General features: G+C 32.6%; 11 protein-coding genes. 7 read left to right on the top strand and 4 right to left on the bottom strand.

Annotated elements, in window-relative coordinates; genetic code table 11:
* Positions 1–96 precede the first annotated feature (96 nt).
* Entirely contained in the window at positions 97–804 is a 708-nt protein-coding gene (locus ACJBCC_RS06515) for a hypothetical protein (RefSeq protein WP_407556711.1), read from the top strand.
* A 309-nt stretch (positions 805–1,113) separates the two neighbouring features.
* On the opposite strand, the gene ACJBCC_RS06510 is transcribed toward ACJBCC_RS06515, so the two are convergent.
* A complete protein-coding gene (locus ACJBCC_RS06510) occupies positions 1,114–2,646 on the bottom strand; it encodes a S1C family serine protease (protein ID WP_299101092.1) in 1,533 nt (510 codons plus the stop codon).
* Positions 2,647–2,833: 187 nt separating this feature from the next.
* A complete protein-coding gene (gene pheT, locus ACJBCC_RS06505; RefSeq protein WP_299101094.1) occupies positions 2,834–5,260 on the bottom strand; it encodes a phenylalanine--tRNA ligase subunit beta in 2,427 nt (808 codons plus the stop codon).
* 166 nt (positions 5,261–5,426) lie between these two features.
* On the opposite strand from pheT, the gene ACJBCC_RS06500 reads away from it, so the two are divergent.
* The 5 genes from ACJBCC_RS06500 to ACJBCC_RS06480 all read left to right on the top strand — a co-directional run bounded on the left by ACJBCC_RS06500 (position 5,427) and on the right by ACJBCC_RS06480 (position 9,301).
* Complete coding sequence (locus ACJBCC_RS06500; protein ID WP_299101096.1) at positions 5,427–6,236, top strand: hypothetical protein; 810 nt, start codon at positions 5,427–5,429, stop codon at positions 6,234–6,236.
* 139 nt (positions 6,237–6,375) lie between these two features.
* Positions 6,376–7,605 carry a peroxiredoxin gene (locus ACJBCC_RS06495; protein WP_299101097.1) on the top strand — a complete coding sequence of 410 codons (1,230 nt, stop codon included), beginning with the start codon at positions 6,376–6,378 and terminating at the stop codon, positions 7,603–7,605.
* Between the two features lie 242 nt (positions 7,606–7,847).
* On the top strand, positions 7,848–8,003 hold the full coding sequence (locus tag ACJBCC_RS06490) for a YqaE/Pmp3 family membrane protein (RefSeq protein WP_299101099.1): 156 nt from the start codon (positions 7,848–7,850) through the stop codon (positions 8,001–8,003).
* Positions 8,004–8,010: 7 nt separating this feature from the next.
* Entirely contained in the window at positions 8,011–8,667 is a 657-nt protein-coding gene (locus ACJBCC_RS06485; RefSeq protein WP_299101101.1) for an SDR family oxidoreductase, read from the top strand.
* A gap of 73 nt (positions 8,668–8,740) precedes the next feature.
* Complete coding sequence (locus ACJBCC_RS06480) at positions 8,741–9,301, top strand: type 1 glutamine amidotransferase domain-containing protein (protein ID WP_299101103.1); 561 nt, start codon at positions 8,741–8,743, stop codon at positions 9,299–9,301.
* A 161-nt stretch (positions 9,302–9,462) separates the two neighbouring features.
* Here ACJBCC_RS06480 and ACJBCC_RS06475 read toward each other — a convergent pair whose 3' ends face one another.
* Together ACJBCC_RS06475 and ACJBCC_RS06470 are read right to left on the bottom strand one after the other, a co-directional pair.
* Positions 9,463–10,044 carry a tRNA-(ms[2]io[6]A)-hydroxylase gene (locus ACJBCC_RS06475; RefSeq protein WP_407556858.1) on the bottom strand — a complete coding sequence of 194 codons (582 nt, stop codon included), beginning with the start codon at positions 10,042–10,044 and terminating at the stop codon, positions 9,463–9,465.
* A 44-nt stretch (positions 10,045–10,088) separates the two neighbouring features.
* On the bottom strand, positions 10,089–12,626 hold the full coding sequence (locus tag ACJBCC_RS06470) for a DUF559 domain-containing protein (RefSeq protein WP_407556710.1): 2,538 nt from the start codon (positions 12,624–12,626) through the stop codon (positions 10,089–10,091).
* A gap of 178 nt (positions 12,627–12,804) precedes the next feature.
* Here ACJBCC_RS06470 and ACJBCC_RS06465 point away from each other — a divergent pair, with 178 nt between their 5' ends.
* Positions 12,805–15,690, top strand: coding sequence for an endonuclease (locus ACJBCC_RS06465; protein ID WP_407556709.1), 2,886 nt, complete (start codon positions 12,805–12,807; stop codon positions 15,688–15,690).
* Positions 15,691–15,809: the final 119 nt, after the last annotated feature.

The following is a 15,809-nucleotide window of genomic DNA, read 5'->3' as shown; positions in this document are numbered from 1 at the left end:
AGGTAAATATTTTACCTTCGGCGGCTTTAAGCTATCAATCTAATTCATATTCTTATAACTATCAGTGAATGGTGTAAGAATATAAACTCAATTTTTATGAAATTTCAAGTTCGAAATACTAAAGTTCTTCGCAATTTATTTATTGGAATTATCTTATTGATTCTAGGTAATTTATTCGCTATTTACCTGTTGTTTAATACAGCTGGTATGGAAAGTAAAGTAACAAGATTGCTGGTAAAACTCTTTAGTGTAAATCTAGAAGCTAATTTACCAACATATTTTTCTGCATTAGTGCTATTGGGTGATGCTATTTTATTGGCGTTTATAGCTTATGGTTGCAAAGCTCTTGGAGAAAAGTTTTGGCATTGGCTAGGTTTGTCAGCAATATTTGTATTCATTTCTTTAGATGAAATGATTCAGATTCATGAACAATTTAGAGCACCAATGGAAGCTCTTTTTAATACATCTGGTTTATTATATTTTGCATGGTTTATTCCTTATGTAGCTGTAGTTATTATTCTTGGTATCGCTTATTTTAAATTTATGATGCGCTTACCAAAAAGAATTTTAAAGCTATTTATTTTAGCAGGTGTGTTATTTGTTTCGGGTGCTGTTGGTATGGAAATGCTAGGAGGAATGCATGCTGAAGTGCATGGAGAGGAAACTATAACTTATGCATTGATGTTTACTTTTGAAGAATTCTTGGAAATGTCTGGAGCAGCTGTATTCTTTTATGCTTTAATCTCTTATATTGAAATGAAGTTTAAATCTATTCAATTTAATTTTGGGTCAGAGCAAGTATAATTTGTTGAACAAATAACTTAATGTATTACATATAGAAAGCTTTTAAGCATAATTGTTTAAAGGCTTTTTTATGTCTATAAATATTTATAATTGGATTTTCGAATATTTATTATCACAAATAGTAAACGTACCTGCTAGAATTAATCTAAACCCTAAAGTAGGGTAGGGTTATTATTTTGTCACTATATAATAATTGAATTGTAAAGGCTAGAAATAGAAAAAACCTCACAAATATTACTTATGGTGTAATACTTATGAGGCTTAATATGTAGTAACACTCCTGTTTAAAAGAGATTTACGTCAATACTTTTATTTAATTTGAATAGATAAGCCTTCTAAAATAAGTTCAGCAGGTATAGCAAAACCTAAACCTTCTATTCCAAATCCAGATAATTTAGAGTTAACAACACCTAAAAGTTGACCATCACTGTTAATTAATGGACCACCACTGTTTCCTCCATTAACACTAGCATCAGTTTGTATTAATTGTACTTCAGTATTTGTTCTTTCTCCGGAAATAATTCCTTTACTTAATGTTTGTCCTAACTCAATAGATTTAGGTGTACCAACAGCAAATATATCATCTCCTACAGAATAGTTTTTAGTACTAGGAATATTAAAGTGTTTATCAAAAGTTGCATCAACTTTAATTAGAGCTAAATCTAATTGCTCGTTTTGGCGAACTAATTGGGCCTCCATTTCAGTACCATCTTTTAAGATAACCGTAATATCTTCTTTCGATTTTGCAACCACATGGAAGTTAGTAATTATGTAGCCGTTTTGGCTAATTTTTAATCCACTACCATGACCTTCGTTTACTTTTACAGTTACAGAAGATTCAATAGCATCACTTAAGCTAGATACTAATGTACCTTTTTCTAGTGATAATACATCTAATTTGTCTTCAACATCACTACCTTTTTTAAGTAATTTTTTCACTTTTGAATCAGCAATAAATTTTAAGAATGATGTAGAAATAGCATCTTTTACAGAAAGTAGAATCGTTTCTTTTCCATAATGATCATAAGAAAATTCTCCTGATAACGATTTGTATTTACGCTTATATAAAGATTGTCCATAAACATCTTGAAAATCCCACTCAATTTCTATTTCAGATTTTAAGAAACTCATGTAACTTCTTGCGGCTGTTTGGTATACGTGTTGTAAATCTAGCTTCTTTACTGTAGCACTTAAATAAGACGAATTGGTTTTACTCTTAAAAATAGTATTAGTAGTATCTGTGTATTTATAGTTAACTAATATTTCATTTAAAGCATCTGTAAAGATTGAATTATCAAAATTTACTTCTTCTGAGTTAGAATCTATATCCTTAAACTTATTCTTCTTATTCTTTTTTAAAGAACGGTGTCTAATTTTTCTAATTTTTAAGTCATCTTCTCCAATATCAAAAGCTGTATTTGAAACAAATAAATATTTGTCATCTTCTTCTTTTTCGTTAATTGGAATCAGTTTTTCTCTTACTGAAATCTCTTTTTTATAATTAAAACTTTTAGAACTAACATCTAAAAATGGAGGATATAATAAGATCCCAAAAGGAACCCAAGACATAATGTATAAAGGTGATTTTTGGTTTTGATAATGAATAATATACTGATCTTTGTAACCTTCAGTTTCAATTCTAATTTGTTTTACGTCAGCATCTCTGTTCATTTTAGATTTTACAGCCCTTCCTGTTCCTTGGCTAGAACCATCCACGTAAACTTTAGATTTAGCATTTTTAGTTCTAACGGTAACATTCTTTTGAACTTTACCATTTAAGATGGAAGCACAATTGTTAAATAACAGAGGTGCTGCAATAAGTAAGATTAAGATCTTTTTCATATTTTAAGCGATTGATTAATTAGTACTGCAATATAAAAGAAGTGAGGGTTTATCGCAAGTAGGTCGCTACTAATATCTTAAATAATTCTTAAAGCCTACTTATTTTAAAGTACAGGTTATTTTAAAAATAGCACAAAAAAACCTCAAGTTGTTGAACCTGAGGCTTATATCGTTTTATACGTAAAGGTTATCTTAATTCTGCACCTAGTTTAGTTTCAAAATTAGATTGCAGCTTAGACATTATTTTATCTATTTGCTTATCGTTTAACGTCTTATTTTCATCTTGAAGAATAAAACTTACGGCATAACTCTTCTTACCAGATGGCAATTTTTTACCTTCATAAACATCGAATAAATTCACGCTTTTAAGTAAATTTCTTTCGGTTTGTTTGGCTATAGTATCTATTTCTTCAAATGTGATTTTATCATCCAATAACAGAGCAAAGTCTCTCCTAACTTCAGGGTATTTTGGTATTGGGCTAAACTTAATTTTATTGTGTTTTGCCATTTCAATCACGTTATCCCAATTAAAATCTGCAAATAATACGTTCTGAGAAATTCCAAAAGGTTTTAAAACCGATTTTTTTACTAAGCCAAAATCTACCATCTTCTTTTTACCTATTGAAAAGCTCATGCCTTCACTAAAAATATCAGATTTTACAGGAGAGGTTTTTAATTTTGTTAAACCTAAACGCTCTAATGCAACTACAATGGATCCTTTAAGGTAGAAAAAATCGGTTTGACTAGCTTTAGAATTCCAACGCTCTTCAGCTTTATTTCCTGTAACAAAAAGTGATAAGTGCTTGTGCTCTTCTCGAGATGTAGAATAGTGATGGTATGTTTTTCCGAATTCAAATAATTTTAAATCATCTCGTTTTCTATTAATATTGTGTGCAACGGCCTCTAGTCCAGAAAATAATAAAGATTGTCGCATTACTTCTAAATCATTACTTAAAGGATTTAGCATTTTTACATTATGCTCCTCATTTAAATCATCACTTAATTCTATGTATTTGGGCGACGTTAAAGAATTGGCCATAATTTCATAGAACCCTTGAGACGCTAATTGATTGCCAATGACATTTTGAAGTTTATAATCTTCAAAGCGTGATGAATTAGAAATAGATGCATTCAACTTTGTTGTTGTTGCAATATTATTATAACCGTAAACTCTTAGGATTTCTTCAATTATATCCGCTTCGCGCTGTACATCATTTCTGTAAGCAGGTACGGTTAAACCTAAACCTGTTTCCGTGACGTTATTTACTTTTATATCTAAAGATGTAAGAATACTTTTAATGGTTTCTTTAGGGATTTCTTCTCCTATTAATTTTTTAGCATTTTCAAAACTTAATCTAACCTCAAAATCTTTAATTTTCTTTGGGTATGCATCTACAATATCGCTTGTAATTTCGCCACCTGCAATTTCTATGATAAGTAAAGCAGCACGTTTTAGCGCATACTCTGTAATGTTAGGATCAATTCCTCTTTCAAATCTAAACGAAGCATCGGTGTTTAAAGCATGTCGTTTAGCAGTTTTACGTACGCTAACCGGATTAAAATAGGCACTCTCTAAAAAGATACGTGTAGTGTGATCTGATACGCCAGAATCTAAACCGCCAAAAACACCAGCAATACACATAGGTTTTTTAGCATCGCAAATCATTAAATCGTCTTCATGGAGTTCGCGCTCAACACCGTCTAAAGTGGTAAATTTTGTACCAGCTTCGCAGGTTTTAACCTCAATTTTATTGCCAGATATCTTATCGGCATCAAAAGCATGTAATGGCTGACCAAGTTCATGCAGTACGTAGTTAGTTGCATCAACAATATTGTTAATAGGTGCTAAACCAATAGATTTTAAGCGATGTTGCAACCAAGCAGGTGAAGGTTCAACTTTTAGATCGGAGATTGTAACACCACAATATCTAGGCGCTTTTTCTAAATCTTGTACATCAACATCTATTTTTAATGCTCTTGCATCTACGTGATAAGAACTTACAGAAGGCGTAATGAGTTCTAACGACACTTCTTTTTGTAATAAACCAGCTTTTAAATCTCTAGCAACACCAAAATGACTCATGGCATCTGCTCGATTTGGCGTTAAGCCTATTTCAAAAACCTGATCATTTTCAATTTTAAATAAGTCTGCTGCTAACGTACCGACCAAAGTGGCATCATCTAAAACCATAATACCATCATGTGATTCACCAAGACCTAATTCGTCTTCGGCACATATCATCCCATGGCTTTCTTCGCCTCTAATTTTACCTTTCTTAATTTTCCAAGCTTCGCCTTCCGCAGTATATAAAGTTGTACCAATAGTTGCTACAGGTACTTTTTGGCCTGCTGCGACATTAGGAGCACCACATACAATTTGTAGAGGCGCATCTGTACCAATATTTACAGTCGTTACTTTTAAACGATCTGCATTTGGGTGTTGCTCACAAGTTAATACTTCGCCAACAATAATACCTTTTAAGCCGCCTTTTACAGACTCATAGGTTTCAATTCCTTCTATCTCAAGACCAAGATCAGTAAGTAAATCTCCTGTTTTCTCTGCGTCCCAATCGGTATTTATAAACTGTTTAAGCCAGTTGTATGAAATTTTCATAGTATAATTTAGTCAAGCCACAAAGATAATAATAGTTGATAGGTAATGAAACATCCATTATTAAAATTTAAGCTTTACTTAAAGATATTTGTTTTGTTCTATGCTGATGACTTATAATGATGATAGAATACAATATATTTGTGATACCAAAAATCAATTATTTAAGATGAGAAAATTATTAGCCTTACTATTTGTTGCTTGTACAATATATTCATGTGATGTAGTGGACAAAATTACAGGAGAAGATGACGAACCCTCTGATGTACCACCAGTACAATCTTATGCAACGTATACATCGCAAAATTCTGTTACACTTAACGGTTTTATAGATAATTCTAATAATTATTATCAAGGATCAGATTCTTACGAGGTTGGCTTTATTTTTAGAACTGGTAGTGAAACTAATGCCAGTAGTGATCAGTTTTTTATAATTGAAGAAGACGTTGCTTATGAAGCATCTATGAGAACCTATAGTATGGATATGTCTTCATTATCTCCAAACACAACATATTATTACACCTGTTATTCTAAAAATGGAGATAATGAAAAATTAGATTGGGAATCATTTACCACATCAGAGATTCCATGCACCTATCAGCAAAACAATTATTACAGTCTCAACGGCAATTGGCGAACTGCGTATGCTACCATAGAAGAACCACAATGCTGCGATGAAGGAAATGTTGGTATTAGATTTGGGATTTGGCCAGATATATTTCAGATTAATTTTAATGAGTTAGACAATGGATATCCACAGACAGGTCAATATTATGGTGTGAATTATGGATTTGATATAACCTATATTCAACGAGAATTGGTGAAGTCTACCAATGAGGTGTTTATAGAATATAATTCCACCTCAGAAACGGAATTATTTGTGGAAAACGATGGACAAACCCTAACACTTATTTTTTGCAATACGCTTTTAAATGATGATGAAATTTTAAACGGGAAGGTTTCAATAACGCTTCCATAATTAAAATTAGTGCTTCTGTAATTTTAGAAATTTTGCACGACCAATGATGTTGTTGCGAGGCATTCGATATAGGGCTATTGTTTTAAATATAAAGCCACAAGAATTATAAAAAATAAATTAAAATCTTACCCAAACCATTATGCGATATATTATAGTAAGTGTTTTTGTACTACTTATGTTTTCTTGTAAAGATGAGAATAATTCTAACATACTAAAAGCACAAGAATTAAAAACGGGAACATACAGAGCTACACTAAAAGTAAAGGATAATAAAGAATTACCGTTTAATTTTGAAGTAAAGTCGCCAACGGAATTACATATTTTTAATGCTGAAGAGATCATAGAGGTCAATGAAATAGCATACAGAAATGATTCTGTTTTTATTGAGACACCTGTTTTTGAAGGCTACATTGCAGCAAAGTTTGAAGGTAATAATCTAAAAGGTAGTTTTATTAAAGAAAGTTTAGGTAGAATAGTGCCATTCTTTGCAGAGTATAATAATGATACGCGTTTTGAAACAACTAATAAACCAAGTGCTAATGTTTCAGGAATCTGGGAAACTGTTTTTAGTGAAGACATAGCAGAAGATGAATATATTGCTAAAGGGGTTTTTAAACAAGAAGGGCAGAAAGTAACAGGAACCTTTAGAACGACAACAGGAGATTATAGATATCTTGAAGGTGTAATGGATGGAAACGAAATGCAGCTATCTACTTTTGATGGTGCACATGCCTTTTTATTTACAGCAACGGTTACAGATTCTACAATGCAAGGTGTTTTTTATTCTGGTAACCACTGGAGAGAACCTTTTGTGGCTAAACGCAACAAAAATTATGAACTACCAAATTCTAATAACCTTACGTTTTTAAAAGAAGGTTATGATAGTATTGATTTTGTATTTCCTAATACATCGGATGAAGAAATTTCTATTATAGATGATCGTTTCAAGGATAAAGTGGTTGTTGTACAAATTATGGGCACATGGTGTCCTAATTGTTTAGACGAAAGTAAATACTACTCAGAGTTTTATAAAAAGAATAAAAACAAGGATATAGAATTTGTGGCTTTAGCATTTGAGTACGCTAAAACCAAAGAGACAGCCTTTAAAAGTATAGATCGTTTACAATCTAGAATAGAAATAGAATATCCGATTCTATTAGCACAATATGGAACATCTGATAAAGCCAAGGCGCAAGAAAAACTGCCAATGTTAAATCATGTATTATCATACCCAACAACTATTTTCTTAGATAAAAAGGGAAAGGTAAGAAAGATACATACGGGTTTTAATGGTCCTGCAACAGGTAATAAGTATATTGAATTTAAGAAAGAGTTTAGCGATTTTATTAATCAGTTATTAAGCGAATAATTAAAACTTCAAAATTTTTACATAACCATCAGGATAAATAAGTTTTTCTTAAATTTCTATCTCACTCTTACTGATATCTTCATAGTTTATAGTTAAGCCCTTGCATTCTCGTATTTGGGCTTCATTGCTTATAAGTATTAAAGTTTTCCCAATTTAGTATTTGAATCAATATCGCATTCATTTGCGCTAAACAGAAGCTTTAATTCTCTATAATTTTGACTCGAACCAATAAAACACATATTATGTCATTATTAACAATTATCCTTAGCATTCTATTACCACCGTTAGCAGTTTTTTTAAAGCATGGTGTAGGTACTGAGTTTCTAATTAGCATTCTATTAACAATTGTAGGATGGTTACCAGGCGTTATTTATGCGTTTTATGTTAATAGTAAATAAAAAAATTATGGAGAATATTTTAGTAGCTGGTGCCAATGGTACCACAGGAAAAAAAATAGTGAACCTTTTAAAAGCATCGCAATATTTTAACCCTATTGCAATGGTTAGAAAAGAAGATCAATTAGAACAATTTAAAGTACAAGGTGTAAGCACTGTATTGGCAGATATAACAGAAGATCTTACACATGCAGTAAAAGACGTAGATAAAGTGCTTTTTGCGGCAGGATCTGGCGGGAAAAATGTTGTTGAGGTAGATCAAGAAGGTGCCAAACGATTAATGGCAGTTTCTAAAATGGCTGACGTTAAAAAGTTTGTAATGTTAAGTACAATGGGAGCAGATAATCCTGATGCCGTAGATGGAATGGAAGATTACATGAAAGCGAAGCAAAATGCAGATGAGCATCTCAGAGCTAGTGAATTAAATTATACAATTGTGAGACCAGGAACTTTAAATAATACTGAAGGAAATGGTAAGATTGAATTGAGCGAAAAATTAAATAAACAAGGCGAAATTAGTAGAGCAGATGTGGCACAAACTCTAGTAAAAGCACTGCATGATGATGCGCCAAATAATAAAACCTTTGAAATTATTCAGGGCGAGACTGTAATAGGAGAAGCGATGAATAGTTTACAAAATAATGAGTTAAGTACGAGTGTTAATTAGGGTTTACCTATGATTTAAAAATTATTACAATTTAAAATTAGAATTAAACACAAATTAAAACACATACACAAAAATGGAAAATTTAAATAAAAAAACAGTAGCAATTTTAGCAACAAACGGATTTGAAGAAAGCGAATTAAGAGAACCAAAACAGGCCTTGGAAAACGCAGGAGCAGATGTCCATATTGTATCTTTAGAATCGGGAGAAATAAAAGGTTGGGCTGATGGTAATTGGAGCAACTCATATAAAGTAGATAAAACATTAAATGAAGTCAATCAGAAAGACTATAATGCTTTAATGTTACCAGGAGGACAAATAAATCCTGATATTTTAAGAAAAAATGAAGATGCAGTAAATTTTGTGAAATCATTTTTTGAGAATCATAAGCCAGTAGCAGCAATATGCCATGCTCCATGGTTGTTGGCAGAGGCAGATGTTCTTAAAGGTAGAAAAGTCACATCGTATGACTCTATTAAGACCGATTTAATTAATGCAGGTGCAAATTGGGTAGACGAAGAAGTTGTAGTAGATTCTGGGTTAGTAACAAGTCGTTCGCCAGAAGATTTACCAGCCTTCAATGCTAAATTGGTAGAAGAGGTTTACGAGGGTAAGCATGAAGAGCAAGTAGCATAATATAAAATTGCTTTGAAGAAGAGAGAAAAGGAAGTACATCGTGTGCTTCCTTTTTTTGTCTTATATCAGAGTGAAATAGTTTCGTTATTCATAATTTCAAGCTGATTTATAAATAATTGGACTTAATCTTTTCTTACAGCTTTAACAGAAGTAAAAAGATTTTAGCCGTGTATAGATTCAGACTTTCCGTAGCTTTTAATAACCTTACCTTCAAACTCCACTAATTCTTGCCAGCGCTTATCTACATCTATATCTTTACCATACTTTCTTGCGAAAGTTATAAATATGGTATAATGGCCAGCTTCGCTAATCATTAATTCGTGGTAAAATTTAGATAGTTCTTTATCCTTTATGCGTTCTGAGAGGAGTTTAAAGCGTTCACAGCTTCTCGCTTCTATCATAGCTGAAAATAGCAGTCTGTCTACCATACTTTTAAGACGGCTACCACCTTTATTCATAAATTTATACAGTTCGTTGACATAGCTGTCTTTACGCTCTCTTCCTAATTTGTAACCACGTTTTTTAATAATATCATGAACCATTTGAAAGTGCTCTAATTCCTCTTTAGCTAACTCAAGTAAATCTGTAACTAAGTCCTCGTACTGAGAGTTATTAGCGATAATAGTAATGGCATTCGTTGCCGCTTTTTGCTCACACCAGGCATGATCTGTAAGTATTTCTTCAAGGTTTTCTTCAGCAATAGTTGCCCATCTTGGGTCGGTTTCTAATTTTAGATGTAGCATGCTCATTATATAATTGTTTTTAATGGATAAATTGAAAGTTGTTTCTAACTAATATAATTCCATATGTTTTTATACTTACTCATTTGTCTGTAGGTATTTAAAATCGCTTGGTGCTGTGGTGCAGCTAAACTAGGATCGTTTTTTAATATGTTTTTTGCATAATAACGTGCTTGTTCTAGAATATCCTTGTCTTTTACAATATCTGCGATTCTAAGGTTTAGTATACCGCTTTGTTGTGTGCCCATAATATCGCCAGGTCCACGTAATTTTAAATCTACTTCTGCAATTTCAAAACCATCACTACTACGTACCATAGTTTCTAATCTTGTTTTGCTATCTTGGCTGAGTTTGTGACTCGTCATTAGTATACAATAGCTTTGTTCTGCGCCTCTACCAACACGTCCTCGTAACTGGTGTAATTGAGATAAGCCAAAACGTTCTGCGCTTTCAATAATCATTACAGAAGCATTTGGTACATTTACACCAACTTCTATAACAGTTGTGGCTACCATTATCTGGGTTTCACCTTTTACAAAACGTTGCATCTCGTAATCCTTATCGGCAGGTTTCATTTTTCCATGTACAATTGAAATTTGATAATCTGGCATTGGGAATTCTCTAGAAACGCTTTCATAACCATCCATTAAATCTTTATAATCCATTTTTTCGCTTTCCTGAATTAATGGATAGACGATATAAATTTGTCGACCTAAAGCAATTTCGTCTTTCATAAACTTGAAAACTTTTAGGCGATTATTATCATATCTATGAACTGTTTTTATCGGTTTTCTTCCAGCTGGTAATTCGTCAATAATTGAAATATCTAAGTCGCCATAAACAGACATCGCTAAGGTTCTCGGAATTGGTGTTGCGGTCATTACAAGAATATGCGGCGGAATAGTTGCCCCTCTAATCTCCCCAGAAGGGAGACTTTTTAGCTGCTTTTCTATATGGCTTATTACATTATCTATGTCTCCAATGACTTGTTCATTTGAGAATCGAATAACTTTAAAGCCTAAGTCTTTTAATATTAATGTTCTTATTTCATCAACCTCTTGTTGTTGTAAACTGTTATGATATCCTCCATCAACTTCGATGACTAAGTTTTTTTCGAGATTAACAAAATCTACAATAAATTCATCAATAATATGTTGACGCCTAAATTTGAAATCTAATTTTTTAGCTCTTAAACATTCCCGTAAAATTCGTTCTGCTTCAGTACTATTTTTTTTGTTTTCTTGCTGAAATGTTTTCATCAAATTGTAAGCCGAAGGACGAGCGGTCATATATTTTTTTAGCACGTTTTTGGCTTCCTCCCTTTGGGAGGATTGAGGTGGGCTTTTATGCCATAATTTACTTCTCTGTTTTACACCAAATCGATGTTGCTCATCAATAATTGCGAGTCCTAAATTCTTAAATTTTACTTTGTCTTCAAGAAGCGCATGTGTGCCAATTAAGAGTTGTAAACTGCCGTTTGCTAGATTTTCATGAATAATTTTTCGTTCTGAAGTTTTAGTTGAACCTGTAAGTAGTGAAACACTGATTCCTAAGGGTTTGCATAGTTCACTTAATCCTTGGTAATGCTGAACTGACAAAATAGCAGTAGGAGCCATGAGACAACATTGAAAACCGTTGTCAAGTCCCATGAGTATTGACATAAATGCAACTATGGTCTTGCCAGAACCTACATCACCTTGTAAAAGTCGATTCATTTGCGCATTACTACCCAAATCGTGCCTAATTTCTTTTAAAACACGTTTCTGTGCATTGGTTAATTCAAACGGTAAATGGTCTTTGTAGAAGCTATTAAAATAAGTACCGACTTTATCAAATTGGAAGCCTTTTATTTTAGATTTATGAATGAGATTTTTAATAATTAATTGCAGTTGAATGTAGAATAATTCTTCAAATTTTAACCTAAATTTTGCTCTTGCTAAAAGTTCTGGAGTCTTCGGAAAATGAATATTAAAAAGTGCTTCAGATTTTGAAATTAATTTTAATTCTTTCAAAATAGAATCTGGTAATGTTTCAACAAAACGACCGTTAGTTTCCAAAAATAATTGCTGCATTATTTTGGATGTTATTTTGTTTGTAATGCCTTTATTAGATAATTTTTCGGTTGAAGGATAAATGGCCTGCATGGCAGAACGCAGATTACTTTCATGTTCTTTTTGCAATTCAATTTCTGGATGTGGCATACTATATTTTCCGCCAAACCAATTGGTTTTTCCAAAAATCACATAGGTTTGTCCTGGTTTTAGACTTTCTCTTATCCATTTCTGACCACGAAACCAAACCAATTCCATTTGTCCGGTGTCATCTCTAAAGTCAGCAACTAAACGTTTACCACGTTTTTGAGCCACTTCTCTAAAGCCCATTAATTTGCCAATAATCTGTACTTCAGCACCATTACGAAGTAACTGATTTATTTTGTAATAATGTGTGCGGTCTATGTACCGATTTGGGAATAAATTGATGAGGTCTTGATACGTTTGAATACCTAACTCCGAACGCAATAAATCTGCGCGGTTTGGGCCAACACCTTTGAGGTAATCAATGGGAGTTTGTAAATTCACACTCATAGGTTGCTAATATAACAATAGTGTTTTGAAGAGGTAAATAGAATTTGAGTTATTCATACTTGAGTTATTCAAAATTTACGGTTTTACCACAGTATGTTTACGGTTTTACCACATCATTTACGGATAACAGTTTCGTAAATTTAAGCTTTAGCATTAATTAAATTTAAAACCTATTTTTATGAAAAAATTATTACTTCTGTTTTTAGCAATTCCTTTACTCGGTATCGCTCAAATTCCATCGTATTACAACGATGTTGACCTTACCCTTTCAGGGCTGTCCTTAAAAGATGAATTAGCAGTGAAAGTGATTAGTACGCATTCTAACTTTTTAACTTATACGCCAGGAGTTTGGGATGCGCTTAAGCAAACTGATTTAGATCCAAATGATAGTTCAAAAGTTTTGATGATTTATGGTTATGATGATAATGATGGAGATTCTAAGACTGATAGAACTAGAGGAATTAATGATAATGGAGGAAGTGTTGGAGATTGGAACAGAGAACATGTTTTCCCTAAATCTTTAGGTAATCCTAATCTAGGAACATCTGGGCCAGGAGCAGATGCACATCATTTAAGGCCTTGTGATACGCAATGGAATTCTACCAGAAATAATAGAAAGTTTACAGATGGAAGTGGTGATGCTGGCATTGTTGGTGCTTTTTGGTATCCTGGTGATGAATGGAAAGGTGATGTTGCACGTATGATGATGTATTTGTATTTAAGATACGATAGTCAGTGTTTGCCAATTAATGTTGGAGAAGGAACATCCGTTTCAATCGATGCAAATATGATTGACCTTTTTTTACAATGGAATGTAGATGATCCCGTTTCTGCTTTTGAAGAACAAAGAAACCCAATTCTTGAAAATTTACAAGGCAATAGAAATCCTTTTATAGATAATCCTGCTTTTGCAACAGAAATTTGGGGAGGACCACAAGCAGAAGATAAGTTTGGTTCTTCCTCTTCTGACACACAAGCACCAACTGCACCATCTAATTTAGTTGTTTCAAATGCAACAACGACTACGTTAGATTTAACTTGGGTAGCATCAACAGATAACGTTGGTGTTGTTAGTTATAATATTTATGAAGGTGGAGTTTATTTAGATACATCTGCGAATACTTATTATACAGTAACTTCTTTGGTCTCTAATACAACGTATTCATATACAGTTTACGCTTTAGATGCAGCAGGTAATGTTTCATTAGTAAGTAATTCTGCATCTGGTACAACGTTATCTACAGGTGCTGGAAGTAGTGCATCAGAATTATTTATTTCAGAATATGTTGAAGGTTCTTCGTATAATAAGGCAATAGAGATAGCAAACTTTACAGGTGCATCAATAGATTTATCTTCATATGATTTAAGAAGAAATACAAATGGAGGTTCTTCTTGGGGAACAGCATTGTCTTTATCAGGTAGTGTTATAGATGGTGATGTTTTTGTAGTATCTCATAGTTCTGCAGCTTCTGCGGTTACAACAGAAACTGATTTAACTACATCTGCAAGTGCAATGATTTTTAATGGAAATGACCCAGTAGGTTTGTTTAAAAATGGCGTTTTAATTGATATTGTGGGTGTATTTAATAATGGCTCTTCAAATTTTGCAAAAGATACAACCTTAAGACGCATAAGTTCTGTAACGGATCCAACAACAACTTATAGTACAGCAGAATGGGATAGTTATTCTTCTAATACCTTTGATGGTATAGGTTCGCATACTATAGATGGTGGTACTACTGTTGATACTATTGCGCCAACTACTGTAGAGAATATAATTGTATATAACGAAACAGAAACGACTTTAGATATCTCTTGGAATGCTTCAACTGATAATGTTGGTGTGGTTTCATATAATTTGTATTTAGATGGTGTTTTAAATGCTACGACAGCAAACACCTCTACTCAGGTTGCAGGTTTAACAGTTGATACTAGTTATTCTATTGTAGTAAATGCTATTGATGCATCTGGTAATGTGTCTAGCGATAGTGTTATAGTTTATGGGCAAACTGTAGATTTAACTGCTCCATCTACTCCAAGTAGTTTAGTTGTTTCAAATGCAACGACATCTTCATTAGATTTATCTTGGGTTGCTTCAACAGATAATGTTGGTGTAATTATTTATGAAATTTATGAAGATGGTGCTTATTTAGATTCGTCTTCAAATACATCGTATTCAGCAGCTTCTTTAGCATCAAATACAACGTATTCATATGCAGTTTATGCTTTGGACTCAGCAGGTAATGTTTCATTAGTAAGTAATTCAGCATCAGGTACAACGTTATCTTCAGGTACTGGAAGTAGTGCGTCAGAATTGTTTATTTCAGAATATGTTGAAGGTTCTTCGTATAATAAGGCACTAGAGATAGCAAACTTTACAGGTGCTTCAATAGATTTGTCTTCATATGATTTAAGAAGAAATACAAATGGCGGTTCATCATGGGGAACAGCATTGTCTTTATCAGGTAATGTTGTAGATGGCGATGTTTATGTGGTTGCTCATAGTTCTGCATCTTCAGCAATTACAACAGAAGCTGATTTAACAACATCTGCGAGCGCAATGATATTTAATGGCAATGATCCAGTTGGTTTATTTAAAAATGGTGTTTTAATTGATATTGTAGGCGAATTTAATAATAGCTCAAATTTTGGAAAAAATACAACCTTAAGACGTATAAGTTCGGTAACAGAGCCAACAACGACTTATAATACTGCAGAATGGGATAGTTATTCTTCTAACACGTTTTCTGATTTAGGTGTACACACAATTTCTAGCTCTTCTGCAAGAGAAGCTGTAGCTGAAGTAGAAAATATTAAATTAGAACCTGAATTAATAGCATTATTAGAAGTTAGGTTATTTCCTAATCCTGTAAGTTCTCAGTTAAATATTGAAGTTAATACTGCAAATGTAACTTATAGTATATATAGTTCTTTAGGAAGAGAAATACTTAAAGGGAATTTAAATACAGGTCAACTAAATGTTAGTTATTTAGAGCCAGGAATGTATATGATTATGATTAGTGATGGAAAAAACGTAGTAACAGAACGATTTATTAAAAAGTAAATTTCATTAGTTTTTATTAAAGACCGAGCATTGCTCGGTCTTTTTTTTGCAATTATTTAACTTTATTTCGTTGTAGTTATATGAGATTTGTATTTTGGTCTTATTCTTGTTTTATATCT

It is taken from the genome of Winogradskyella sp. 4-2091, assembly GCF_045765065.1.
Lineage (GTDB): Bacteria > Bacteroidota > Bacteroidia > Flavobacteriales > Flavobacteriaceae > Winogradskyella.
The sequence above is the reverse complement of the archived record's forward strand: the minus strand, read 5'-3'. Positions and strand labels throughout refer to the sequence as shown.

What these genes read in the sequence shown, in the direction of transcription:
- ACJBCC_RS06480 (WP_299101103.1), top strand. Translation starts at nt 8,741, where the DNA reads ATGGAAAATTTAAATAAAAAAACAGTAGCAATTTTAGCAACAAACGGA.
- ACJBCC_RS06495 (WP_299101097.1), top strand. Translation starts at nt 6,376, where the DNA reads ATGCGATATATTATAGTAAGTGTTTTTGTACTACTTATGTTTTCTTGT.
- ACJBCC_RS06515 (WP_407556711.1), top strand. Translation starts at nt 97, where the DNA reads ATGAAATTTCAAGTTCGAAATACTAAAGTTCTTCGCAATTTATTTATT.
- ACJBCC_RS06510 (WP_299101092.1), bottom strand. Translation starts at nt 2,646, where the DNA reads ATGAAAAAGATCTTAATCTTACTTATTGCAGCACCTCTGTTATTTAAC.
- ACJBCC_RS06475 (WP_407556858.1), bottom strand. Translation starts at nt 10,044, where the DNA reads ATGCTACATCTAAAATTAGAAACCGACCCAAGATGGGCAACTATTGCT.
- ACJBCC_RS06465 (WP_407556709.1), top strand. Translation starts at nt 12,805, where the DNA reads ATGAAAAAATTATTACTTCTGTTTTTAGCAATTCCTTTACTCGGTATC.
- pheT (WP_299101094.1), bottom strand. Translation starts at nt 5,260, where the DNA reads ATGAAAATTTCATACAACTGGCTTAAACAGTTTATAAATACCGATTGG.
- ACJBCC_RS06470 (WP_407556710.1), bottom strand. Translation starts at nt 12,626, where the DNA reads ATGAGTGTGAATTTACAAACTCCCATTGATTACCTCAAAGGTGTTGGC.
- ACJBCC_RS06500 (WP_299101096.1), top strand. Translation starts at nt 5,427, where the DNA reads ATGAGAAAATTATTAGCCTTACTATTTGTTGCTTGTACAATATATTCA.
- ACJBCC_RS06485 (WP_299101101.1), top strand. Translation starts at nt 8,011, where the DNA reads ATGGAGAATATTTTAGTAGCTGGTGCCAATGGTACCACAGGAAAAAAA.
- ACJBCC_RS06490 (WP_299101099.1), top strand. Translation starts at nt 7,848, where the DNA reads ATGTCATTATTAACAATTATCCTTAGCATTCTATTACCACCGTTAGCA.